Consider the following 23549-nt stretch of genomic DNA (forward strand, 5'->3'; position numbering starts at 1 on the left):
CCTTGTACGAACCCGCTGGCGCGGGATTGGCGGCCGGGTCTGATGTCGTGCTGACCTCGCCGTCGACGCGTCTGGCTTGAGCCGGTTCGAGCGGGGGCAGACCCTATCGACTCCTTCAACCAAGGAGTCGAACGATGAACACCACCACCGTTATGATGCCCGTCCGGACGTTGCGCGAGCGCATGGCCGAAGACATGGACCTGCGCCACCTGTCACGCGCCACGCAGCGCAACTATCTGCGGGATGTGGCGCGGTTCGCCACCTGGCTGGGCCGTCCTCCTGATACCGCGACGGGTGAAGATCTGCGCCAGTTCCAGCTCGACCAGCGCGAGGCGGGGCTCGGCGGACCTACGCTGAACAGCATCGTGTCCGCGCTGCGCTTCTTCTACACGCATACGATCGACCGCCCGGACCTGACCCGCAAGCTCTACCGGGTGAAGCATCCCCGGTCCTTGCCCACGGTGCTCAGCCGCGAGGAAGTGACGCGGATGCTGGGCGCGACGACCAGCCTCAAGCATCAGGCCATCCTGTCCGTCGCCTATGGCGCGGGCCTGCGCGCTTCGGAAGTGTCCAAACTCAGGGTCAGCGATGTCGATGGCGAGCGCATGCTGCTCCGAGTGGAATGCGGCAAGGGTGGCGGGCATCGCAACGCCATGCTCCCGAATGACCTGCTGCATCTTCTGCGCGCATGGTGGAAGGAGGGACGAGATCAGGGCGTCATGCACCGCGATGGCTGGCTGTTCCCGGGGCAGCATTATCTCAAGCCCATCTGCTATCGACAGATACATCGCATCGCGGCCGAGGCAGCACGCGCTGCCGGCATCACGAAGCGGGTCGGACCCCATACCTTGCGCCACAGCTTTGCCACGCATCTACTCGAAGATGGGATCGACATCCGCATCATCCAGGCGCTGCTCGGGCACGCGAAGTTGAACACCACGGCGCTCTACACCCAGGTGGCAACCCGCACCTTGAGGAACGTGGTCAGTCCGCTCGACAAGCTGGCTGTGCTCCCGGCTCCTCGATCGCAGGCATCGCCAGACGGTTGAGGCGTGCGCGCCGGCCATGAGGTCGCCGACATATTCCGCGCTGCCGGGCCGGCCTACCGCGCGGCCCACACCGGACATCTGAGCCTGACACAGCTCAAGGTCATGACGGCGATCGAGAACTGCCGCACCGCTGCCCTGGGCGGTCATGTCGAGGCCTGCGAGGACTGCGGGCATTGGCGGATTGCCTATAACAGTTGCCGCAACCGGCACTGCCCCAAGTGCCAGGGTGCGGCGGCGCGTACCTGGCTGGCGGAACGCGAGGCCGATCTGTTGCCGGTGGGGTACTTCCACGTCGTCTTCACGCTGCCAGCGCAGATCGCCGGGATCGCCTTCCACAACAAGGCGCTGCTCTACGACCTGCTGTTCCGCGCGGCGTCCGAGACCATGCTGACGATCGCGGCGGATCCCAGGCACCTCGGCGCGCGCATCGGCATCACTGCCGTGCTGCATACATGGGGTTCGTCGATGACGCACCACCCGCATGTGCACATGGTCGTGCCGGGCGGCGGCATCGGCCCGGGCGGGACGCGATGGATATCCTCGCGTCCCGCCTTCCTCCTGCCGGTCCGTGTCCTGGGCAAGCTGTTCCGCCGGCTATTCCTGACCCGGCTGATCCAGTTCCACGATAGCGGTAAGCTCGCCTTCTTCGGATCGCTCGCGCCACTGAGCGAACGCCGCGCGTTCCTGCGTCATATCGCTCCGGTCCGTAAGAAGCGCTGGGTGGTCTATGCCAAGCCGCCGTTCGCTGGCCCCGAAGCGGTGCTGGCCTACCTGTCGCGCTATACGCACCGGGTCGCCATATCGAACCGGCGGATCCTGGCCTTCGATGGCGCTGACGTGACCTTGCGCTACAAGGATTACCGCCGGGATGGGGCAGATCGCCAGCGCATCATGACGATCCCCGCCGACGAGTTCATCCGGCGGTTCCTTACCCATGTCCTGCCGCGCGGCTTCCACCGCATCCGGCATTACGGCCTGCTGGCGGGCTCTCGTCGCCAGGCCAGCCTCGGGCTTGCCCGCGACCTGCTCCAAGTCGCACCCGAACCTGAAGCGCCCGACACCGAAAAGCCGACGGACCTGCGCCCGCCATGCCCCTGCTGCGGCGGCCCCATGATAATCGTCGAAACCTTTGAGCGCTGGCGGCAACCGCGTGCCCCACCGGAAATGCTCTTGTCTACCCGGGAAACCGCGTCATGACCCGGCATGGCCCGACCGTCATCCCTCCCGCAACACTTCGCTCGCGGGACCGGACCTTCGTCGCGCCTATCGCCATCTTCATGGCGCAAGAACGCCTGCTGCGGGTCCGACGATGCTCCATCGGTATCGCCGACCATGACGGCGGCGGGCTTATGGCCAACCCATGTCTGCGTCCGCAACGAAGCACATCAAGCTCCAGACGGCGCCGAAACTGAAATCCCCATAGCGCATTTCTTGCCGATCCGCGGGTCGTACATGTCCGGGTTTGCGTACGCCTGCCGGCGCCCGAAACCCTTCGACAAGGCTGAACGTCCGCCTCCGGGGCGATTGCGGAACGGCAGCTTTTTCTCGCCCAAGGGCTTGGCTCAAGCCTGATGGATGACTGCTTCCGAGCAATGGAATTGAGGTGTTGGACGGCAACAACGGGCGCGCAGCCGCAAGCTGTAGGCTCTGAGTCCTTGCAACGGCAAGGACCCAGAGCAGTTTCAGATTTCAGTGCCCTCTGCCAGCGTCAAAGCGCCCTCCACGTCCACGCCGAGGTATCTCACCGTGCTTTCGATCTTCGTGTGCCCAAGCAAAATCTGGACGGCGCGGAGATTTCCAGTCGCCTTGTAGATGATCGATGCCTTGGTTCGGCGCAGAGAGTGGGTGCCATAATCTTCGCTGGGCAGTCCGATCCCCGTGAACCATTCGTCAACAAGGCGAGCATATTGCCTGGTACTTATGTGGGCTGCGTGATCGGTACGGCTCGGAAATGCAAAATTCTCCAAGGATCCACCTCTCAGTTCCAGCCATTTGAGCAGGCTGGCGCGAGCATCGGTCATCAGTTCAAACTGAACCGGTCTGCCGGTCTTTTGCTGTACGACCGTGGCCCGTGTTCGAATTTTCCGATCACAAACGATATCGCTGATCCTGATCTTCACCAGATCGCATCCGCGAAGCTTGCTATCGATGGCCAGGTCAAAGAGGGCACGGTCCCGGATCCGCCCATGCTGGTCGAGAAAGAAACGGATCGCCCATATCTGACGGGGCTTTAGCGCCCGCTTCGCACCAACCTTGCGCCGGCGTTCCAAGATACCCGCTCGCGAGCGGCGGGATCAAACTCTGATAATCCCATGACACATCTCCTATGGCCCTGACGGCCATAAGTAGAACGCTTCAGGAGATGCCGACCCTTTGCGGTCCTTAAGACGCCGATTTTTCGTTCCCAGGTGCGGACCGGCAGCTAATCGCAGTTGCCGGTCGGGGCAATAACGATCGGCACGCCCCCTATATTTCCATCGCGATCTGCGGCGTTGCCCTTAGACGGCTGATGTCGCGGACGGGCGGCTCGCCAAAGAGGCGCCGATATTCGCGGCTGAACTGGGAGGGGCTATCATAGCCAACGCGGAAGCCCGCCTCTGCCGCGTCAAGCCGGTCGGCCAGCATCAGCGCCCGCGCTTCCTGTAACCGCAACTGCTTTTGATATTGCAGAGGGGTCATGGCGGTGGCGCGGCGAAAATGGTCATGGAAGCTCGACAGGCTCATGCTGGCCAAGCCCGCAAGGTGTGCACCGCTGAACGGCTCGCGGAAATGAGCCTTGAGCCAAGCGATCGCCTGAGCAATCTGACCGGTGCGACTTTCACCGCTGGCAATGGCTCGTAGCACGCCTCCACCCGGCCCGGTCATCAACCGCACCAACAATTCCCGCTCGATCAGCGGTGCGAGGAGCGGCGCATTCGCCAGATCGCTCAGCAGCGCCGTCAGCCGCGTCGCCGCGTCGATCAGTTCAGGCGTCATCGGGTGTAACGTCATCCCGCGGCTCTCATCCGCGCCCGCCGGAAGGGGCGGCAGGGTCAGCGCGATCTCCGAAAGTAGGGCGGGATCGAGATAGAGGCAAAAGCAGAGATAAGGCGCGTTCGCGCTCGCCTGAGTCACAGCGCCTGTGATCGGCAGGTCGAGCGAGGCGACGAGATAGCTGGCGGGGCCATAGTCGATCACCGCATCGCCCAGCAGTACGCGCTTGCCCCCCTGCGCGATGATGCACAGCGCCGGGCGTTGCACCATATGCACTGGCTCGCCGCACTGGCCCGAGCGGACCAACGCAAGTCGAGCGATGGGCGTGTCGAAGATGCCATCGCGCTCGGCGTATCGGGCAATCTGCTGAGCCAGTTCTCGATGCGCCATTAACGCTTCTCTCACAGCCGTTGGTAAAATCAGCCTACACGGCTGACCACGACCGATCCAGTCCGATGCTGGGGATCTGGAATATCGTGCAATCATTCCGGATGACCATTCTACCACCTTCCGACCAGATAGCGTCATGTACAGGCATCGGATCGATGGTTCGGTCCGCGCGAACAGGAGTGACTATCATGGCTATCGAGGACAAGGTCATCGCGATTACCGGTGCCAGCAGCGGCATTGGCGAAGGTACCGCGCGACTGCTGGCGATACGCGGCGCAAAGCTGATGCTGGGCGCACGCCGCACTGACCGGCTTGCCGCGCTGGCGGAGGAACTGAACGCAGCGGGAGGCACCATCGACTTCCGGTCGCTCGACGTAACCGACCGTGCCGATTTCGAGGCGTTCATCGCCGCGACGGAAGCCGAATATGGCCGCGTCGATGTGCTGGTCAACAATGCGGGCCTGATGCCGCTGTCGCGCTTCGACAGCCTGAAAGTAAACGAATGGGACCGGATGATCGACGTCAACATCCGCGGCGTCCTGCACGGCATTGCCGCCGCCCTCCCTCGCTTCAAAGGCCAGGGCAGCGGCCAGTTCGTCAATATTTCTTCGATCGGCGGCTATGCCGTCTGGCCGACCTGCGGCGTCTACAGCGCAACCAAATATGCCGTGCGCGCGATCTCGGAGGCGCTGCGCATGGAGCATGACGACATTCGCGTCACCATCATCGCGCCGGGGGTGGTGGAATCGGAGCTGGCACACACGATCACCGATCCGGTTGCGGCGCAGGCGATGGTCGATTTCCGCTCTATCGCACTCACCCCGGACGCGATCGCGCGCGCTATCGCCTATGCGGTGGAGCAGCCTGCGGATGTGGACGTTAACACGCTGATCGTCCGGCCGGTCCGCTCAACCATCTGAAGAGAGTGGGGGCGATCGCATTTTGCCCCCCTTTTACTAACGGCGGCCGAATTTCCTACTCGCTTCATCAATTTGTCGGGCCCTTGTTACCCCGAACAAAACGCTCAATCTGGAATATCGCCTCGAAGCCGACCGCCCGGGTTCCCAAATCCTGTGTACGCTCTCAACAAATCGACCCCATTTAAGACGCTCAACCACTAGAATCCCGCTGCTGGGTGCCGAGGGTCTGCTTTCGCCTCCGTTGAAAGGTTCTTGACGTGTCTGTTCCTGGACGGACTGGGATTGAGGGAAACGTAAAACGTCGATGGGATAAGACTGGGAGGGGCAAAGCGCGCGCACTTTTGCTTCGTACGAAGCCGCGCGCAGCTCGCAACGTCGGGCCAACCTGCTCGGGAGTTCGCCGCCCTATGCCGATCGTCACGCGCCAGCTGCAGGAATTAGGCAGCCTCCATCCGATCGAAGACGGATGCGTTCTCCTTCCGGCTGGCATATGTCAAGGCCCTAGCCGCGTGTCACGCCCCCCACAGATCTCGCCCTGGACGTGATCAGTGCAAATGTCGGCGCGCTGTTCGTGCTGGCCGGCTGCAACAACTGAAAGTCCGATCGAGCGTCGAGCCTGCGGTCGTCCCACGATTGGTCAGAGAGGTTTCATTTCCACAATGTGTCTACTCTGGATCATTATACAACTCCAGAGGCTTGTCGTTAGTTGCGAGTGACTCGCGATAGCAACGTGTGTATTCGCCCCCTCGAATCAGGGAGCGAACCATTGAAAATCAGTCTGTTCAACTCCGTCAGCGCCGTCGGCGCCGCAGCATTCATTATTGCTGCGACCCCGGCCTTTGCCGATACCAGTGCAGATGCGGCTGCTGCTGATGCGGCCCAGGAGCGCAACAGCGACGGCGACATCGTCGTGCTCGGCAAAAGCTACGGCCTCGATATCGGCAAGACCGTCACGCCACTCAAGGATATCCCGAATACTGTTACGTTGGTTGATCGCGAACAGATCGAGGCGCAGAACCTGTTCACGCTGGAAGACGCGCTGACCGCGACGCCGGGCATCACCGTCACCGGCGTGGGCAGCGAAGGCGCTTCGTTCATGTCGCGCGGCTTTGCGATCAGCAACTATCTGGTCGATGGCACGCCCACGTTCGCCTACGGCGGTTCGGCCGTCATCCCCGACCTGTTCTTCTTCGAACGGCTCGAAGTGCTGCGCGGACCGGCGGGCCTGTTCAGCGGCTCGGGCAATCCGGCCGGCAGCATCAACATGGTGCGCAAGCGCCCGCTCGACGAGTTCAAGGCGCAGGCCTCGGCCGGCTACGGCAGCTACCAGAACTTCCGCGGCGAAGTGGATATCTCCACTCCGATCGCCAAAGGCGTGACGATCCGTGCCGGCGCCATGATCCACGATCAGGACCAGTTCTACGACATCGCGCACCGCAACCGCCTGGACATCTACGGCACCGCGAAGTTCGACATCGGTAGCCGCACCACCTTCAGCGTGGGTGTCACTTACGATCGCTTCAAGCCCGCGATCCAGACCGGCCTGCCCGGCATCATCGGCGGCGCGGACGGCAGCGACGGCCAGCTTCTGGACGTGCCCCGCTCGACCTACCTCGGCGCCGACTGGAACCGCTTCCGCTCGGAAACGCTTTCGATCTTCGCGGACCTGACGCACCAGATCAGCGACCGCTGGACCCTGCGCGCCAGCGGGCTCTACACCGATCTCGAACGCTTCGACGTCTACAGCTACATCGGCAGCCAGCCGGTGACTGCGACCAACGGCGTGACCAACCACATCGCCTACCGCGGCGATACGTTCGAGAAGACCCACTCGTTCGACTTCAACGCGATCGGCAGCTTCCCGGCTTTTGGTCGCGACCAGATGCTGATCCTGGGCATGGACTATCAAGAAAGTCGGTCGACGGGCTACTTCACGCGCCTGTCGAACTACGCAAAGATCGACGTCTACAATCCGGTCTCACCGATGGAGCCGCTGCTCGATCCTTATGGCCCACTGCCCTATGTCGCGGTCCAGGGCACCAATGCGATCTGCCCGAACACCACCACGACGATCACCCCTGCACCGACCAACTGCGTCAAGCAGGTCTATGGCGGCAGCACTTCCGCCATCACCCAATATGGCATGTACGGTCAAATGCGCCTCAGTCCGGCTGAAGGGTTCACGCTGGTGGGCGGGGGACGCCTGACCTGGTGGGATACCGAAACCCAGACGCTGCTTCCCACTCTGGGCCTGAAGGGCGGCTATTCGATCAACAACCGCTTCACGCCCTATGCCGGCCTGGTCTGGGACGTAACTTCGGACTGGAACGTCTATGCCTCCTATGCCGACAGCTTCACCCCGCAGGCCACCCCGGCGGGGCGAACGCTGGTCGGCGGCGGAGATGTGAAGCCGTTGCTGGGTTCGCAGTACGAAGGCGGCACCAAGCTGTCGCTGATGAACGACCGGCTGCTGCTGTCCGCCGCCGTCTATCAGATCGAACAGACCAACCGCCTCTTCAACGATCCCGACAATCAGGATATCGTACTGCAGATCGGCAAGGTCCGAGCGAGAGGCTTCGAAGCCGAAGCAGCCGGCGAAATCCTTCCCGGCTGGCGTATCAACGGCGGATACAGCTACACCAAGACCAGATATCTCGAGGATGCCACTGCCGAGCTCAACGGGCTGCCGCTGGTGCCGATCATCCCGCGCCACTCGGTAAAGGTGTTCACCAACTACAAGGCGCAGGGCGGGCTGCTGGAAGGCTTCAGCGCGGGTGGCGGCCTGACCTGGTTCAGTTCGACATTCGGAGGCAATCCGCCTATCCGGAATGTCACAACAGGCGTCGTGAGCCGCTCCACCATCGTGCGCCAGAGCGCCTATGCCGTGGTCGATCTGCGCGCCGCGTACGAATTCAACGAGAACGTCGCGTTCTCTGTGAACGTCAACAACCTGCTCGACCGCAACTACTATGCGCGTATCGCCGCCACCGGTCGCGGCAACTTCTACGGCAGCCCGCGCACGGTCTTCGCCACGCTGCGGCTCACTTACCGGTGAGCGCTGCAGCCGGCAGCAGGGCAAGCGGCGATCCTGCCGGTGCCTGGAAGCGACGCGGCGACATGACGTTGCGCATCGTGGCCGCGGTGCCGCTGGGCTACGTGGTCGCCAGCCTCTGGGCCATGGCGCTCGCGCGGCTGCTGCCAGGTGACAGAGCGGAAGCGACTGTGGCGGCAACGCTCGTCGCATTCGCGCTGTGCGCAGGCAACGCGATGTGGGCCTTCGCCGCACGCAGCGGCTGGCGCGCATTCTGGACGCTCGCGGTGACAGGCGCCATCGCGGGCGGCCTGACGTGGCTGTCGATCATGGGTTCGGGACGGTTATGAGCAAGAGTTTCCGCCAGTCGCAATCCTTCCTCCACACCTGGTCGGGCCTGCTGCTCGGCTGGGTGCTGTTCGTCATCTTCATGGCCGGCACCATCGCGTTCTGGCGGGAGGGGCTGAACCGTTGGATGCGCCCGGAACTGGACCGCATCGAGCAGCCCTATGCCGTACTGGGCGGCGCGCAGCGCTTCCTGCAAAGCAAAGCCCCGGACGCCAAGAGCTGGTACATCGCGATGCCTAACGCACGGGCTGCCGGCGCACAGGTCTACTGGCAGCCCCAGCCCGAACCGGGCAAGGAGCGCGCCCGTGATACCGTGCTTCGCCATCACCTGCTTGGCCGCGAGCAACGCGGCAACCATCAGCGGTATTCCGGAGTTATGCCCCTCACCTTGCGCTGCGCCTCGACGGCGGCGGCGACTTCCTGTTTCAGCGCCGGATCGGCGGCTGCCTGCGCGGCGGCCGGGATCAGCGAGGCCGCAGCGAACGCGGCAGCGATCAGAATGCGTTTGCTCATTCGCTTACCCCGCCGGCTTCGTCAGGGTCGGGTACTTGACACCCAACTGATCTAGATAAGTCGGATACTTGGCCGGGTTATAATAATACTTCTCCATCATCGGTCTGTAGATCTGCATGTTGCGCTCGTTGAGCCAGATCGCTGGCAAGTCCTTGTCAGACAGGACGGGGTCGTAAACGTCAGTCTTTAACTGGACGTCGGTGAAGTAGGTCCTGGCGTCGGTGACGAGTTGCGGCGTCGTCACGATGTCGAGCACGGTCATCGCCACCGCCTTGGCGCCTGCTTCCACGCCCTTGTGCGCGATCGGCGTTGCCATCGCAAAGGCCGAGGTGGAGTTGTGGCCGATCATGTTGGGAATGTTGGAGGGAAAGCGGATGGTGATCGTCGGCACAGCCCACATGATGTCGCCGATGTCGTCCGAGCCCCCGCCGGTGGAGGGCTTGCGGTTTTCCGGCGTCGAGAGTTCGGTCACTTCTGACTTGAGCGGCTCGATCTTGCGGTCGTTCAAGGTCTGCGCCGCCTGAGCAAAGGCTTGGTCGTCCGCGCTCCATCTGGGCATTCCCACCGCCTTGATATTGGCGTAGGCCGCCTCGGCCAGCGGCTTGTTGCCGAAGTTCGGCGCGGCATAGCCCAGCGTCTGCTGCGTCATCGTGGTGCCGGTGGCCAGCGCGGCGGCCTTGGCGATATCGTTGCCGACTTCGTAGAGCTTGCGGATATCGGCGAAAGTACGCTCGCGGAAGAAGTACCAGATGCTGGCCTGGTCCGGCACGACGTTGGGCTGGCCACCGCCGTTGGTGAAAGGTTCGAACCTTGACGCTGTCTCTTTCCGCATTCCAATTTGCTAAAATCCCGATGGGCGCAGGCCGTCGAACTGGAAGTGCAACATCGCCCAACGAACTGGCACAAGGGGTACTTTCACCCCGCCCCAACGCCTTGGATGGGGCAAAACTGACGTTCTCGAGCCGCGCCGGGCAAGGCAGGTACCTATCCGATTGTGTTGAGAAACTCGGCCTTGCAATGGTGCTAAGTATTGATTCTGTATCTCCGTAGGCAAGCGGAGATGTGGGGATGATGGGGCAGCGGACGGTGGCGCAAGAGGCGCTGTTCTACAGCTTTAACTTGGATCGGCATGTTTCGCCTGATCACCTGCTGCGCTCGATCGACCGGTTTGTCGATCTATCGGGCATCCGCGAACATCTGCGCCCCTTCTACAGCTCGACTGGCCGGCCCTCAATTGATCCCGAGCTGATGATCCGGATGCTGGTCATCGGCTACTGCATGGGCATCCGGTCCGAGCGGCGGCTGTGCGAGGAGGTGCACGTAAACCTCGCCCATCGCTGGTTCTGCCGCCTCGGGCTGGAAGGCGATGTGCCTGACCATTCGACCTTCTCCAAGAACCGGCATGGGCGCTTCCGCGATAGTGGTCTGCTGCGGCAGCTGTTCGAGATGACCGTGGCGCGCTGCATTGCCGAGGGGCTGGTCGGCGGTGAAGGTTTTGCGGTCGACGGCAGCCTCGTCCGCGCCGATGTAAGCCGCCAGCATGCCGTGGAAAGCGCGGACGCCCTGCCTGACGCAACCAGCAGCCATGCCGTTCGCGAGTATCTTGCCGTGCTCGATACCGCCGCCTTCGGCGGAGCAACCCCGGTGCCGCCCAAGCAGTTGGCGGTGGCCGATCCGGCGGCGCGTTGGACAGCGGCGAGCCGCGAGCGCGCCTTCTTCGCTTATGCCACCAATTACCTGATCGATCTCCAACACGCGGTGATCGTCGACGTCGAGCCGACCACACCAATACGCCAGGCCGAGGTCACGGCCCAGCGGCGTATGATCGATCGAACGCATGAGCGCTTCGGCCTGTGGCCTGAGCGGCTCGCAGGCGACACTGGTTATGGCGATGCGAAGAACCTGTCATGGCTGGTCGAGGAGCGCGGGATCGAGCCGCACATCCCGGTGTTCGACAAGTCCGCCCGCAGCGATGGCACCTTCGAGCGTTACGACTTCACCTACGACCAGGAGGGGGACAGCTACATCGGCCCAACCGGCAAGCGGCTGCGCCAGAGGCAGAAAGTCTATCGCGAAGATCGACCGTTCGTCGATGAGTATGGCACGCGACGCTACCGCGCCAGCAAGCTGGACTGTGAAGCCTGCGATCTCAAGCCGCGCTGTTGCCCAACCCAGCTAGCGCGCAAGATTGTTCGTTCAGTCCACGAGGGCGCCCGTGATCTGGCGCGCGACATTGCCGCCACCGATGCTTATCTCATCTCCCGTTGGCAGAGGAAGAAGGTCGAAATGCTGTTCGCGCACCTCAAGCGCATTCTCAGGATGGATCGCCTGCGCCTGAGAGGTCCAAACGGCGCAAAAGACGAGTTCCTCCTCGCCGCCACCGCCCAAAACCTTCGCAAGATGGCCAAGCTGATCCCCATGCCAGCCCCGGACCCCGCATAAACAGGGACGAAGCCTTCAAGCCCCGTCTGGCCACGCAACAGCGCCATCTCAGCGCCGGGTTTTTCAACACAATCTATCCAATACCTACCATTCCTGAAGCACCGATGATCGTTCCTGGAATGGATGGAACGTGCCGTAAGGAGAATGGCGGCTTTCAGCCGGGGATACTGGGAAGTCGCGATTCCGGGACCTTCCGGAGAGCGCACATTTCCTATGACGAGATTTGCGTTCCGAAAATGGTCCGCGAGGCAACCATTGTTCGGCCATCGGATGGCGCGGTGACATCGCTGCTACCGTGCTACCCATCAAATCGCCGCGTCGAAGCGCGGGGCACGGTCGAAGTCCGCCTTGCCGAAGGGCCGGTCGCGGAACATGTAGCCGTAATAGAACTCGCGCAGGCGGCGATGATAGTCGCGGATATGATCCTGATATGCGAGCTGTGCGGCGAGGTCAGTCCGCGCCATGCGCGTCAGCAGTGCCTGTACGCCGACCGAGGGCAGCACCCAGCCGAGGCTACGCGCTGCATGGTCGCGGGCTTCGAGGCCCTGCCGATAGTTGTGAACCCTATCCGTCACGCTCTCGTCGCCGACCTGGTGGAAGGCGAAGTACCATTTGTAATGGAAGGCGGTGCCCAGAGGCGGGGAATTGGCCCATTGCGGGTGGTTGGCGTAAAAGGCCCGCATCGTGTCCTCGCGCGGGATGTCCCAGGCGTGGTTGACCGCCTCGCGCTGGGCAAGGGCGATCTCGGCTCCCTGGTTCACCGGTATCATCCGGTTGATCGCGACATGGCCGAGCGTGGGCAGGACCAGCACGAGCACCAGCCAGAGTGCGGCAAGGCTCGCCGCATTGGCGACGCTGCTCCAGTGCAGCCGACTGATGAGCGCGCTCACGCCCACCCAGAACAGCACGTAGGCGAGAACCACCAGCAGGATGGCGAGGATCGCGCCGGCCGCGACGCCCGAGATGGCCGCTGCAACGCCGAAGGGCACGCCGATCGCCGCCCAGAGTAGCGCGAGGCGCAGCAGGGTGCGGCGGCGCCGCAAGGCCGCGCCGCCGTGCGGCAAGGCGGCGAGCGTGCGCCAGCGCCCGGCCTCGCGCTCGCCCGAGGTCAGGTCGTGGCACAAGGCGATGACGAACAGCGGGGTCAGGAATACCAGCACGAAGGCGAAATCGAAACGGCCGGGCAGGGCCAGTTCGGGGTTGAAGGTATCGCCATCGTAGATCTGCGCTTCGAGGCCCAGCGCCCGCACCCGCAGGATGTAGGGAGAGACGTCGCGCATCCCCAGCGCCGCGAAGGCGAGCGATGAAGGCGCGTCCCAGGTCGGGTGGAAGCTGTAGTAGGCGGCGCTGCCGGCATCCTTCTTCTTGTCGACCCAGGCCGCGATAGCGCCAATGTCCTCAGCCTGCGCGGCGGGAATGGCGGCAATGGCGGCGCGCTGGCGGGAGACTTCGACCATCCCCGCGACCAGCGCCGCCACCGTCAGTACCGCCAGCAGGCCGAGCGCAATCATGGCGAGGCGCTGGCGCAGCAGCAGGCGGGCTTCATGCATCCACAGGCTCATCGGCGTTCTCCCAGGCGGCGGGTGGCGAAGGCGAGCAAGACTCTCGCAAGTGCGAGCCATCCGGCGACCACGATCAGCCCCGGCAGGGCGCGGGCGGCGAGAGTTGCGCCGTCAGGCGCGCGATAGGTGAAGTCGGGCATCGTTTCCCAATTTCCCGCGGCAATGCGTTTGCGGCGGTCGGCGTCCGCGTCGCTCGCGGTGTCGTTGGCATAGGTCACGGCATCGGCCTGCAGCCGGTTCAGCTGCTGGACCAGAGCGTAGCGATAGGTTTCCGCCTGCTCGAGAAAGCCACGATGCGCCGCGAAGTCTGTCCCAGCTGCCGCCATCGACAGCGAACGCAGGGCGATCGCAGGGCTGATGACGCTGACCGCGCCGACCACGGCATTCTGCGATCCTTGCGCGGCATAGCTTTCGCCGCTGTAGCGGTCGAACAGGGCCGAGGTGATCCGCTCACCCTCCATGCCGAGCAAACCCTTGTAGTTGACGGGAAGGTCTTCCACCCGCGTCACGCCGTGGCGCTTGAGTACCGATCGCTTGAACGCGGCGAAGTGCGGGTCATTGGGGTTGTGGGCGTCGCCAAGGCGGCGCAAATCGCGCGCGATCGCCACTTCGGTTTGCAGGCGGTTCTGCAAGGGTATCGCCGCGCTGGCGACATCGGGCGCCACGCGCGGGAGCAGGACGACACTCACCGCCCAGATCGCCACGAGAGCCAGCAGCGCATCGCGGCTGCGGCTAACCAGCGCAGAGACGAGCACGATGACGGTGACCCACAAGAGCAGCCATGCCGCATAGCCCAGCACGATCGCGGCCAGCGGCAGGATCGCTGCACCGGACGTGCCCGCCAGTGCGACAAGGCCAAGGATCGCAGGCAGCGCCACCAGCAGCGCGACTGTGCCCAGCGCCCGCAGCTTGCCGCGCACGATCTCCCTGCGCGTCGCGCCCTGCATCATCAGCACGCGCAAGGTGCCGCGCTCGGTCTCGCGGGCTATGACACCGTAGCCAAGGAAGATCAGCAGAAGCGGCGCCACCGTCTGTAGCACGAAAGCGGGCGTCAGCTGGCCGAAGCGAACCAGCAGCGAGCTTTGGTTGACGTCGCCGAAGTTGGCAGTGTTCTGGCGGTGCCCTTCGAGGAACATCGAATTGCCGGTGAAGGCATCGACGCCGGGATCGAAGGCGGCCAGCGCGCTCAGCTGACGGAAGATGAAGGTGCCGTAATGCACCATGCGGTGCGGATGGCGGTCGGGCTGCGCGTCGAAGGCCTGCTCGGCCTCGTGCTGGTGGCGGGCGCGCAAGTCCTCGATGCCACGCTTGTGCGCCCAGGAACTTGCCACTGCGACAAAGGTGAGCAGCACCAGCAGCGCGCAGGCGATCACCGCAACCCGGTTGCGGCGCATCAGCCGCACTTCGTCACGCGCTATCAGGGTGACGGCGCTCATGCCGTAACTTTCTGCGTGGAGACGGCAAACCGTGCGTGCAGCGCGCGCACGTCGAAGCGGTACTCGCCTTGCGCGGTCACATCCTCGACGATGCGCCCGGCTTCGAGGAAGCAGATGCGATCAGCGATGTCGGCGGCGCTCAGCAGGTCGTGCGTCACCATCAGCACGGCGGTGCCGCGTGCGCGCACCGCAAGAACCAGCGCATTGAAGTCCGCTGTTGCGCGCGGATCGAGGCCCGAAGTCGGCTCGTCCAGTAGCAGCACCGGCACTTCGCGCAGCAGCGCGACCGCAATGGCCACCTTCTGGCGCATGCCCTTGGAGAAGGCGCCAAGCCGCTGGTCCCACGCGCGTTCCTGCAGACCGGCGGCGGCGAAAGCTTCGACGATTGCCGCGCGGTCCTGCTGCCCGCCCGAGAGTGCCAGCAGGTACTGCGCGTTCTCCACGGCGGTCAGGTGTTCGTAGAGTGCGACGTTTTCGGGCAGGTAGGCGATTTGGCGTCGAGCCTCGTCAGGCGCTGACCCTGGATCGATACCGCAGACCGAGACGGTGCCGCCTTGCGCCTTCCCAAAGCCCAGCAGGGTCGACAGCGTAGTCGATTTCCCCGCGCCGTTGCCGCCAAGCAGAGCGGTGACGCTACCTGCGGGTACCGATAGGGACAGGCCGTCCAGAACCCGGTGGTCGCCATAAGTGACAGCGAGGTTTTCAATCAGGATCGGCAGCGCCGTTTCAGTCATAGTGTTTCCCGAATATTGCTGGAAAGCTGAGGGTTTCTGCGGATTGCGCGGTCTCCTGCCTTATTCATTGTGATGATGCAACATATCATTGATACCCGTCGATCGTGCTGACAGAAGCACGACTCGAACGGGGCTGTGGTGCTGCCCCGGGGTACCTTCATCGGGTATCGCATGCTTGGTTTTGCCAATGACGGCCGGCTGCTGACCGGAACTCTGCCACTCGCCCTGGCTGGCGCCGTTTGGTGGCGGGGCTGCCGAAGAGGCCGATGTGGACGACGGGGGCGCAATGAGGCGATCACCGTGACCGGTGTGCGCCAGGCCTGTGGGGGCAACGTCTGCGGTCTCGGAAATCCCGCAGTCGATCGCTGAGATCGACGCGAAGACGCTGGAGCAGAATGGCATCCAGCGGCTGACCGACGCCCTCGATCTCAATGCCTCGGTGGCGCGTCAGAACACGCTTGGCGGCTTGTGGAATTCTTTCGCGATCCGGGGTTTCGCGGGCGACGAGAACATGCCGAGCGGCTATCTCTTCGATGGTTTCAATGGCGAGCGCGGTTTCGGCGGACGGCGTGATGCGGCCGGGATCGAGCGGGTCGTGCTCAAGGGCCCGCTGCGGCGCTCATTGGACGCGGCGAGCCGGGCGGGACGATCAACCTCGTCACCAGGCAAGCCGAACTGGGCCGCAGCTTCGGCACCGCCGCAATCCAGTATGGCAGCTGGGACCGGGTGCGCGGCGAGGCGGACGTTAACGTCGGGCTGACCGGCGGCCTCACCGGGCGCCTGATTGGCTATGCCGAGGACTTTGATGCCTTCCGCGATCCGATGCCCTGCAGCGCCGAGATTACCACGCGCTGCGCTGCTTGTCTGGCGTTGCCCGGAGCACCAAGCTATCTGGCGAAAGCCGGATCGTCCTGATGCGCCAGGCCGATCGCCTTGTCGCTGTTGCATGCACGATGCTGAAAATCCGAACGATTTTTGGCCCGCTACACACGGCCCGAGCCCGGCACCCCGGATCGATGGACCTCGCTATGGAGCATGCTCCGTAGCCTCGCCACTCCGCCCGTTTATCAGACCATTTGCGCTCGGTTCAGATCATCCCTTGCCACACGGTGGGGAGCCCTCCCCCAAGTCGTTGGGCCAGCAGTTCACTCCGGAACGTACACGAGATTTCCGTCCGGCAGTCGATAGGTCACCCCTGCCTTCACACCGCCGCCTTCTCCCATCTTGCGGGTCGAGGTATATCGTTCCAGCTTCTCCCCGTCTCTTACGGTGATCGTCATGTCCTCCTTCCCCGGATTTTCAACGACGATCACATCCTTTGACTGAAAGGGATTGAGCGGATTGCGCGCGATCAGGACCATGAGAACGGCGCAGATCACCAGAAACAGGTCCACCAGATTGACGACCGAAAGGATCGGGTCGTCGGCCTCATCGTCTTCGAGAAAGCGCATCAGACGGCTCCTTCGATTTCGATGGCCCGCAGCTCCTCCAGCAGCCAGCGCCGCCGAATCGTGTAGACGAAGAAACTGATCGAGGCCGCCACCAGCGCGAGGATGACGGAAGAGAAAGCAACGACAAGGTTCTTGGCGACCGCCGCACCGTCGTTGCTGCCGAGCGCGAGCAGGGCTGGTCCCATCGGGATCATCGTCGCCACGAGGCCCAGCATCGGCGCGCTGCGCGCAACTATACGCAGCCACTCGAGGCGGCGCATGATCAGCAGCTCCAGATCGTCGTTCGCGCAGCCGGTGCGCGCACGATAGGCAGCCAGCGGACGCCCTGCCCGTCCTGCCGCCCTTGCGGCACCCTCGAATGCGAAGCGGCCGAGGCTGACGATCGCGAAGACCAGTGCCAGGAGGATCAGCACCATGACCGGCATGAGGAACAGTCGGGACGCATCGTAAAGCGTGGATTCAAGTGCGGGCATGATTGGTCTTTCGCGAAAGGACAGTGCGGCGCGCGGTGGCTTCAAGAGCTACGCCGATCAGGAAGAACAGAAGGATGGCGAGAAGCGCGGGCATCTGGCCGCGCAAGGCCGGTTGCTGTTTGGCCGGGCGCGCCTGCTGGCGTTCCAGCACGCGTCCCATCGGCGGGGCCGACGCCGGCGCCTTGACGACCGGCGGCGCGAATGAAGAAGATGCGGCGGGCGCGGCGGCCGCCGATGGGGCAGGCATTCCCGTGGCAAGGCCAAAGCCTGCATCCGCAAGCCGTTCCCGCGCGGCACCGTCCGAACGGACAACCTCCTCCACCAGTGCGGCACGGCGGCGGGCAAGCGACGCACGACTGGCCGCATCGGCTTTCCAGTAACCGCGCGACACTGCTTCCAGCATCCGGTCGACCATCTGCAACTGCGCGCCGGGATGAACCCGCGCGAAGAACGTGCCGATACCCAGCTTGCGCGTGTCGGCAATATAGGTGTCGTGCATGGCCTGCCACTGGTCGGCGCGTACGCTGGCCGGATCGGTCACCTGCCAGCCCCAGAGATTGTTGACGATGCCGGCCATGGCATTGGCCCCCGCATAGCCTTGCTGCTGCATCGCACCGATCCATTGCGGATTGAGATAGCGCGAGCGCAGTTCTTCGGAGATATAGCCGCCCGCGCTGGTCACCCGCGCCTCGGTCCCGCGCATGTCGGTGACGAAAAGATCAGGCGCCTTGCCGGAAACCATGCGCACAGCCAACGACAGCCCTCCGAGGTGCTCGAAGGGATGGTCGGTCGACAGCAGACCATGGACATTGGACGAACGCATCAGCACCGCCGCATCGACGTCACGCAATTGCTCGGCGAACAGGTCCGTCTCCTGCAGCGAGAGCCCCCAGTCACGCGCACCGTAGGCATAGCCGAGACGAGCGAGGTAGGGCTCTGCAAGCGCCGCTTCATCCTGCCACGCCCCTTTCCCGTCAGTGACGACGCGGTCGGGAAGACCAGTGCCATAATCGCCCGGCGCATTGGTGAAGATACGAAGGCGCGAGAGTTCGCGGGCACGCTCGCGCGAAATCCCCAAAGCAACGAGACGCTTTTCCAGCACCCGGGCATGCGCGGCAGGGCCGGTGTCCTCGTCAAGCGCGGCGACACGGTCGATGCCGTCCGCCAGAAGGCGCATGAAAACGTCGAACTGGTCGCGGTAGACACTGGTTGGCTGCATCAGCACGTCGATACGCGGATGACCTAGCTGATCGGCAGGCACGATCTCCAGCCGTTCCACTTTGCCGCCCCGTCCCCAGACCGGACGCAGTCCGAGCGCCTGCAGGATCTGCCCTTCGCCTATGCCCAGCGTGCGGACCGTCTCGCCGGAAAACATCGAGAAAGCCAGCTTGCGCGGCCACTCTCCGCCGTGTTTCTCGCGGTAAGCCGCCAGCAAACGGTCGAGTGCTCTGCCGCCTTCCGCGTAAGCCGCAGGTGTCGGCACCTTTTGCGCATCGAAGGCATAAAGGTTGCGCCCGCTGGGCACGTCCGGCTCGCGAACGGGATCACCTCCGGGGCCGGCTCGAACGAAACCCCCGCCAAGTCCGTGAAGGAGCGCTTCCGTCTCGCCCGGTTCGGCAAGGTTGCGGTCATAGAGCAGCGCTTTCTCCACTTGCGCGTGCAAGGCCGCGTTGGAAATCGTGGCCGGGTCTTGGCCCTCGCGCAGATAGCGCTGCAGGAAGCGATAGGGGGCGCTTTCGGAGATCTGCGCGAAATCCTCAGCGAAGGCTTCGGCAGGATCCTGACCCAGCGCTTTCATATAATCGGGTCCGAGCTGCTGCATCACCGTGGTCAGGCGCTGTGCGGGCTCGGCCGCCTTACCGAACGTGTGCAGGCCAAGCGGCACCGATGCCCGCGCGATCTGGTGCAAGTGGTCGTGAAGCGCAGTGTAATAGCCGCCGAAGTCGCGGGCGATGGCCGCCTTGTCCCAGCCGAGTTCGGCATCGAAATGGGCGGTCCGGGCTTTGGCGACGATCTCGGCGGCGACACGCTCGCGCACCGGTCCCGTATCCAGTTGCGCGTACTGATGGATCAGCGCGTGGATATCGCGCAGTTCGTCGTAGAGGCCGGAAGGCGCGAAAGCAGGCGTCTGGTGGCTGATGGTTACGGCCCGCCCACGCCGCCGCGCCTGGATCGCTTCGGCCACGTTATCCTGGATGTAGGGATAGAACACCGGCACGTCGCCCAGCAGCAACATGGGATAGTCGGTGGCCCAGAGCCCCCGGTCCTTGCCGGGCGTCCACTCCTGCGTGCCATGCGTGCCGAAGTGGATGATCGCATCGGCAAGGCCATGGGTGCGGGCCCAGAGGTAGGTCGCAAGATAGCGATGGTCCGGCGGAGTGGCGGCATCGTGGTAGGACTTGGCCGGGTCACCGCCGCGCGGCGGCTGCGGCAGGATCGACAACTTGCCGAGCATGAGGCGCGGGATGAGAAACGCGCCGTCACGCAGCGCTGGACTGTCCTCAGGCCTGCCCCAGCGTTTGGCCACAGACTGTCGGACGGATTCGGGCAGCGTCGCCAGCCAGGCCTTGTATTCGGCCAGCGGCAGCCGATCCGCGAGCCCGCGCACAGCCAGATCGCCCAGACTCTCCGGCCTATAGAGACCGCCGAGCATGGCCTGTCCGGCTGCGATCAGGTCCTGCTCTCCTGCCGGCGTCACCGCGTAGCCCGCCGCCGCCAGATCGCGGGTCAGGCGGGCAAGGCTGAGCGGCAGATTGAGATTGGATGCGGCCAGATTGCGCTCGCCCGCCGGGTAGTTCCAGAAGAACAGCGCAAGGTGTTTTTCGGCGGCGGGCATGCCGCGCAGAGCCGCCAGACGCGCCAGTTTTCCCGTCATCAGCGCAATTTGCTCCGGGATCGGCACCGGCTCATCGTTCTCGACCGCGCCGATGACGAGCGGATCGGAAATGCCCCAGCTTTCCGGCACGCTGAGCATGACTGCACCGCTTGCCCCGGAAATCCCCGAGGGCGCGGCGCGCCACTGATCCGGGGTCATACCGCGTTCGACCAGCCCCTGAAGAACGGGGATGTCCAGTGCCTCGAACTCGGCCTTGCGGGCGTCGCCGTCCTGCATGTGCGTGAGGTTCACCAGCGCCTGCGCGTGCAGAGGGCGCAGCACCCTGGTCAAAGCCTGCGGATCGCGCTCGTCGTACCAGAAGAACACCGGCGCCAGGCCTCGTGCCTCAGCGCTGCGTGCGAGTGCCTCATGCACCCCGGTCTGCATGTCGCGCACCTGCCCCTGGGAAATCGCGAAGGCGACGACCGGGCCCTGCCCGCGCGCGCCTGCCCAAGCGGCGAAGCTTGCCGGATCATCGAAAGCGGAAGGCGCCTGTGGGTGGTAGAGGCCGTTGGCGGGCAAGGGCACAGGCGGCGGCAGCGCGAAAGGATCATCGCCCGACAGCACCAGCCCCGCAGCCTTGACGAAAGCACGCAGGTTGGTTTCGCCGCCCCCTGCATAATAGCCGATCAGCCGGCGCGCCACCGCCTGATCGAGTCCGCCCCATGCCGGAGGACCGCCGCCCACCTCGATCCACGGAACCCGCAGATCGGACAAGGATCCAAGCGCTTTTTCAGCGGCGGCACGGTCGCTTGGCCTGGGGCCGTCGATGACGATGAGATCGGCCCCCGCAGCCATGTCGGCCCTTCCGGTCCCCCCGTCATCGGCATAACGCCACTCAATGCGGTAGTCCTCCGCCTCGGCCCATTGGGCAAGACGGAGAAACTTGGCAGCCAGCACGAATCTGGTGCTGACGATCCGCACGACCGGTCGATCGGCAGCGACCGAAATCGTCGGTGCCAGCGTCAGGAAGGCGGCGAACAGGATCAGCCAGCGCCGCATCCGTCAGAACTGCGCGCCAAGTCCGACGAAGAACACCCGCCCCGGCTCAGCATAGGTGTAAAGCGCGGAGGTTTCGGCAAGGCGCTTCTTGAACATGTTGTCGACGCCCGCCTTCACCGTAAGCCGTTCGTTCAGCGCGTGGCTGACGTCCATCGACCACAAATCGTAGCCGGAAAGCCGCACCGGCACCGTGCTCTGATAGATCGTCTGCCTGCCGATGTAGCGGCCGCGCAGGCTGGCCGTGCTGCCCGGCAGAAAATCCCATGCGACCTGCCACTTGGCGCTGTGGCTGGGCCGTTCGGCAAGTTCCTGATCGTTCGAGAGGTCCTGCGGGTCGACATAAGTATAGCTGGCCGAGAGCGAGAAGCTTTCCACCGGCGTCCACGCGCCGTTCAGTTCCACGCCGCGAATGCGCGCCTTGTCGACATTGACGTAAGCGCGTCGCTCGCGCCCGCGGATACCGCAATTCTCCACGCAGATGGTCTGCACCAGCCCGTGGAGGTCGTTCTGGAAAAGGGTTGCCCCCAGATGCCACCCTTGCCCGTAATAGGCCGCGCCCAATTCATAGGCCGTGTTGGTTTCGGGTTTGAGGTCCGGGTTGCCGGTGATAGTGAAACGGCCGCCCGCCGCCACGGTGATGTAGCCGAGCGAGAGCTGTTTCAGGCTCGGCGCCTTGAACGCCTTGCCTACGCCCCCGCGCAGCACCAGCCCCTCAAGCGGCTTGAGCACCAGATAGGCACGCGGGCTTGTCTGCCAGCCGTAGGCGGGATGGTGATCGAACCGGCTCCCAACGGTCAGATTGGCGATATCGCCGAAGGCCCATTCGTCCTGTACGAACAGTGCATCGTGATTGACGCTGTCCTCGCCTGCTGTGTTGATCGTTGAATCGCGCAAGTATTCGTTGCGGTGTTCCGCGCCGAGCGTCAGCCGGTTGCCGGTAAAGGCATTCACGGTGACGCGCGCATCGGCCACGAAATCCACGCCGCGCGTCGGCTGTGTCGGCGTCTGGTCCTGATCGCGCTCGTTCCTGCGTTTCAGCACCGAACGATAGGCGCGGGCCTGAACCTCACCCCAGCCGAAGCTGCCACTATAGCTGCCGTGTGTCTGGGCGCGGTTGATGTGGTCCTGATACTCGTAATAGACCGGGGCCGTGCCCGTGGTCACCGTATCCCGCGCGCGGTCGTCCTCGCTTACGGCTTGTCCGATCTCGATGCGGTGGCCGGGCGCCGGCTTCCACCAGGCTATGGCACTGCCGCTGAGCGCCTCTCGGGCCTCCAGTTCGCTTTGAAGCGGGTCGACATGGCTCGTCGTGCGTCCCCGCCTGCGGTACTCGCCCCAGGCGACGATACCCAGCTTGTCCTCGACGATCGGGCCGCCGACAAGTGCAGAGAGCTGGGAAGTATCGCCGCCCTCACCGTCACGGACACCCTGTAGCGCAAGGGCGCTGGCCTCCAGCCGCTGTTCAGGTCTGCGGCTGATGACGTTAACGACGCCGGCCAGCGCCTCCGACCCATAAAGTGCAGAAAGCGGCCCGCGCACGACTTCGATCCGGTCTATTGCAATGGTAGGCACCCAACCCAGATCGAAATCGACATGCGCCATGTTGGCAGCGGAATCGGTGATCCGGCGCCCATCCACCAGTGTCAGCAGATGCTCGTTCGACATTCCCCGGATCGAGATCCCGCGCCGTGTCATCCCCACACCGTTGATGGTAACGCCCGGCTCGTTCTTGAGCGCTTCGGCAAGATCCTGTACCGGTCGGCGGCGCAGTTCCGGACCGGTGACGACCGACATCGACGCTGGAGCCTGCGCAATCTCCTGCTCGCCGCGCGTCGCCGTTACGACGATCTCCTGCCCGGACACCGCCGCACGGCGTCCGCCCCGTATCGTTGCGACATCGTCCTGCTCCGCCGCCTGCGCAGCTTGCACGACGACCAGCGGCAGAACTGCCGCGATAACCAGCCTTTTCATCAAACCCCCGAACATGCGACCCAAATCGCAACGCGGCGGAGAACACCCCGGTACCCTCTGCCGCATCGGCCATGCCGATCTGCGAATCATGCGATGATATAACGTACCTTGCGAATGTGACAATATCGTTGTTGTTTTCGGCGCCACGTCCGTTATCGGACGGGCTCTCTTCGATCGTGCCCCTCCAGCATGCACTATCGGTAATCATCAGCAAGAGCAGCCGCCACTACCACACACGTTCACCGCACAAGCCGTCCGGCGCATTCCCCTGATCTGCCCCCTTCTGAGTGGCCCATCGACTATCGTAGTCTGGACCACGAAGGAGGAATGGAATGGCTCGGAAGCACAAGCCCGAGGAGATCATCGGCAAGCTGCGTGA

The 23549-nt window shown here is 64.0% G+C and carries 16 protein-coding genes and 2 pseudogenes; 8 read left to right on the forward strand and 10 right to left on the reverse strand.

All coding sequences use genetic code 11. The features are described 5' to 3' along the window. Nucleotides 1-134: 134 nt before the first annotated feature. Both L284_RS33200 and L284_RS33205 read left to right on the forward strand, forming a co-directional pair. Nucleotides 135-1049: a tyrosine-type recombinase/integrase gene (locus tag L284_RS33200; protein ID WP_021233618.1), complete on the forward strand. Its 915-nt coding sequence runs from the start codon at nucleotides 135-137 to the stop codon at nucleotides 1047-1049. 3 nt (nucleotides 1050-1052) lie between these two features. Further along, on the forward strand, nucleotides 1053-2246 hold the full coding sequence (locus tag L284_RS33205) for an IS91 family transposase (protein WP_021233619.1): 1194 nt from the start codon (nucleotides 1053-1055) through the stop codon (nucleotides 2244-2246). A 485-nt stretch (nucleotides 2247-2731) separates the two neighbouring features. On the opposite strand, the pseudogene L284_RS33210 reads toward L284_RS33205, so the two are convergent. Both L284_RS33210 and L284_RS33215 read right to left on the reverse strand, forming a co-directional pair. Then, nucleotides 2732-3363: pseudogene (locus L284_RS33210) on the reverse strand (tyrosine-type recombinase/integrase). 152 nt (nucleotides 3364-3515) lie between these two features. Continuing rightward, a complete protein-coding gene (locus L284_RS33215) occupies nucleotides 3516-4412 on the reverse strand; it encodes an AraC family transcriptional regulator (protein WP_031341889.1) in 897 nt (298 codons plus the stop codon). Between the two features lie 188 nt (nucleotides 4413-4600). On the opposite strand from L284_RS33215, the gene L284_RS33220 reads away from it, so the two are divergent. The 4 genes from L284_RS33220 (at nucleotide 4601) to L284_RS49080 (ending at nucleotide 9279) form a co-directional block, all read left to right on the forward strand. Continuing rightward, nucleotides 4601-5332, forward strand: coding sequence for an SDR family oxidoreductase (locus tag L284_RS33220; protein WP_021233631.1), 732 nt, complete (start codon nucleotides 4601-4603; stop codon nucleotides 5330-5332). Between the two features lie 766 nt (nucleotides 5333-6098). Further along, the gene (locus L284_RS33225) at nucleotides 6099-8387 is read left to right on the forward strand and encodes a TonB-dependent siderophore receptor (protein WP_021233632.1); all 2289 of its coding nucleotides are present in this window, start codon (nucleotides 6099-6101) and stop codon (nucleotides 8385-8387) included. 62 nt (nucleotides 8388-8449) lie between these two features. Beyond that, nucleotides 8450-8713, forward strand: coding sequence for a hypothetical protein (locus tag L284_RS33230; protein ID WP_040712988.1), 264 nt, complete (start codon nucleotides 8450-8452; stop codon nucleotides 8711-8713). Continuing rightward, nucleotides 8710-9279, forward strand: coding sequence for a PepSY domain-containing protein (locus L284_RS49080; RefSeq protein WP_021233634.1), 570 nt, complete (start codon nucleotides 8710-8712; stop codon nucleotides 9277-9279). Before L284_RS33230 ends, L284_RS49080 begins: the two co-directional genes overlap by 4 nt. Here the strand turns inward: L284_RS49080 and L284_RS33240 are convergent. Beyond that, a pseudogene (locus L284_RS33240) lies at nucleotides 9229-10020 on the reverse strand (amidohydrolase); the annotation flags it as partial. The gene L284_RS49080 and the pseudogene L284_RS33240 overlap by 51 nt on opposite strands. A 272-nt stretch (nucleotides 10021-10292) precedes the next feature. Here L284_RS33240 and L284_RS33245 point away from each other — a divergent pair. Beyond that, nucleotides 10293-11666 carry an IS1182 family transposase gene (locus tag L284_RS33245; protein ID WP_021233636.1) on the forward strand — a complete coding sequence of 458 codons (1374 nt, stop codon included), beginning with the start codon at nucleotides 10293-10295 and terminating at the stop codon, nucleotides 11664-11666. Between the two features lie 305 nt (nucleotides 11667-11971). Here the strand turns inward: L284_RS33245 and L284_RS33250 are convergent, their stop codons facing one another. The 3 genes from L284_RS33250 to L284_RS33260 are packed head-to-tail and all read right to left on the reverse strand — an operon-like array spanning nucleotide 11972 to nucleotide 15398. Then, the gene (locus L284_RS33250) at nucleotides 11972-13228 is read right to left on the reverse strand and encodes a DUF3526 domain-containing protein (RefSeq protein ID WP_021233637.1); all 1257 of its coding nucleotides are present in this window, start codon (nucleotides 13226-13228) and stop codon (nucleotides 11972-11974) included. Beyond that, entirely contained in the window at nucleotides 13225-14664 is a 1440-nt protein-coding gene (locus tag L284_RS33255) for an ABC transporter permease (protein ID WP_021233638.1), read from the reverse strand. The genes L284_RS33250 and L284_RS33255 overlap by 4 nt, the downstream gene beginning before the upstream one ends. Beyond that, the gene (locus tag L284_RS33260) at nucleotides 14661-15398 is read right to left on the reverse strand and encodes an ABC transporter ATP-binding protein (protein WP_021233639.1); all 738 of its coding nucleotides are present in this window, start codon (nucleotides 15396-15398) and stop codon (nucleotides 14661-14663) included. The genes L284_RS33255 and L284_RS33260 overlap by 4 nt, the downstream gene beginning before the upstream one ends. A 322-nt stretch (nucleotides 15399-15720) precedes the next feature. On the opposite strand from L284_RS33260, the gene L284_RS47275 reads away from it, so the two are divergent. Next, a complete protein-coding gene (locus tag L284_RS47275) occupies nucleotides 15721-16158 on the forward strand; it encodes a TonB-dependent receptor plug domain-containing protein (protein WP_031341895.1) in 438 nt (145 codons plus the stop codon). Nucleotides 16159-16543: 385 nt separating this feature from the next. On the opposite strand, the gene L284_RS33265 is transcribed toward L284_RS47275, so the two are convergent. Genes L284_RS33265 through L284_RS33280 form a run of 4 tightly spaced genes read right to left on the reverse strand, consistent with a single transcriptional unit; the run spans nucleotide 16544 to nucleotide 23170 of the window. Next, a complete protein-coding gene (locus L284_RS33265) occupies nucleotides 16544-16849 on the reverse strand; it encodes a DUF2149 domain-containing protein (RefSeq protein ID WP_021233640.1) in 306 nt (101 codons plus the stop codon). Continuing rightward, nucleotides 16849-17322, reverse strand: coding sequence for a MotA/TolQ/ExbB proton channel family protein (locus L284_RS33270; protein ID WP_021233641.1), 474 nt, complete (start codon nucleotides 17320-17322; stop codon nucleotides 16849-16851). Before L284_RS33270 ends, L284_RS33265 begins: the two co-directional genes overlap by 1 nt. Next, a complete protein-coding gene (gene cobN, locus L284_RS33275; protein ID WP_021233642.1) occupies nucleotides 17309-21199 on the reverse strand; it encodes a cobaltochelatase subunit CobN in 3891 nt (1296 codons plus the stop codon). Before cobN ends, L284_RS33270 begins: the two co-directional genes overlap by 14 nt. 3 nt (nucleotides 21200-21202) lie before the next feature. Beyond that, complete coding sequence (locus L284_RS33280; protein ID WP_021233643.1) at nucleotides 21203-23170, reverse strand: TonB-dependent receptor plug domain-containing protein; 1968 nt, start codon at nucleotides 23168-23170, stop codon at nucleotides 21203-21205. Nucleotides 23171-23549 lie beyond the last annotated feature (379 nt).

This window comes from Novosphingobium lindaniclasticum LE124 (assembly GCF_000445125.1).
GTDB lineage: Bacteria > Pseudomonadota > Alphaproteobacteria > Sphingomonadales > Sphingomonadaceae > Novosphingobium > Novosphingobium lindaniclasticum.

What these genes read in the sequence shown, in the direction of transcription:
- L284_RS33200 (WP_021233618.1), top strand. Translation starts at nt 135, where the DNA reads ATGAACACCACCACCGTTATGATGCCCGTCCGGACGTTGCGCGAGCGC.
- L284_RS33215 (WP_031341889.1), bottom strand. Translation starts at nt 4,412, where the DNA reads ATGGCGCATCGAGAACTGGCTCAGCAGATTGCCCGATACGCCGAGCGC.
- L284_RS33220 (WP_021233631.1), top strand. Translation starts at nt 4,601, where the DNA reads ATGGCTATCGAGGACAAGGTCATCGCGATTACCGGTGCCAGCAGCGGC.
- L284_RS33230 (WP_040712988.1), top strand. Translation starts at nt 8,450, where the DNA reads ATGACGTTGCGCATCGTGGCCGCGGTGCCGCTGGGCTACGTGGTCGCC.
- L284_RS49080 (WP_021233634.1), top strand. Translation starts at nt 8,710, where the DNA reads ATGAGCAAGAGTTTCCGCCAGTCGCAATCCTTCCTCCACACCTGGTCG.
- L284_RS33245 (WP_021233636.1), top strand. Translation starts at nt 10,293, where the DNA reads ATGATGGGGCAGCGGACGGTGGCGCAAGAGGCGCTGTTCTACAGCTTT.
- L284_RS33250 (WP_021233637.1), bottom strand. Translation starts at nt 13,228, where the DNA reads ATGAGCCTGTGGATGCATGAAGCCCGCCTGCTGCTGCGCCAGCGCCTC.
- L284_RS33255 (WP_021233638.1), bottom strand. Translation starts at nt 14,664, where the DNA reads ATGAGCGCCGTCACCCTGATAGCGCGTGACGAAGTGCGGCTGATGCGC.
- L284_RS33260 (WP_021233639.1), bottom strand. Translation starts at nt 15,398, where the DNA reads ATGACTGAAACGGCGCTGCCGATCCTGATTGAAAACCTCGCTGTCACT.
- L284_RS33265 (WP_021233640.1), bottom strand. Translation starts at nt 16,849, where the DNA reads ATGCGCTTTCTCGAAGACGATGAGGCCGACGACCCGATCCTTTCGGTC.
- L284_RS33270 (WP_021233641.1), bottom strand. Translation starts at nt 17,322, where the DNA reads ATGCCCGCACTTGAATCCACGCTTTACGATGCGTCCCGACTGTTCCTC.
- cobN (WP_021233642.1), bottom strand. Translation starts at nt 21,199, where the DNA reads ATGCGGCGCTGGCTGATCCTGTTCGCCGCCTTCCTGACGCTGGCACCG.
- L284_RS33280 (WP_021233643.1), bottom strand. Translation starts at nt 23,170, where the DNA reads ATGAAAAGGCTGGTTATCGCGGCAGTTCTGCCGCTGGTCGTCGTGCAA.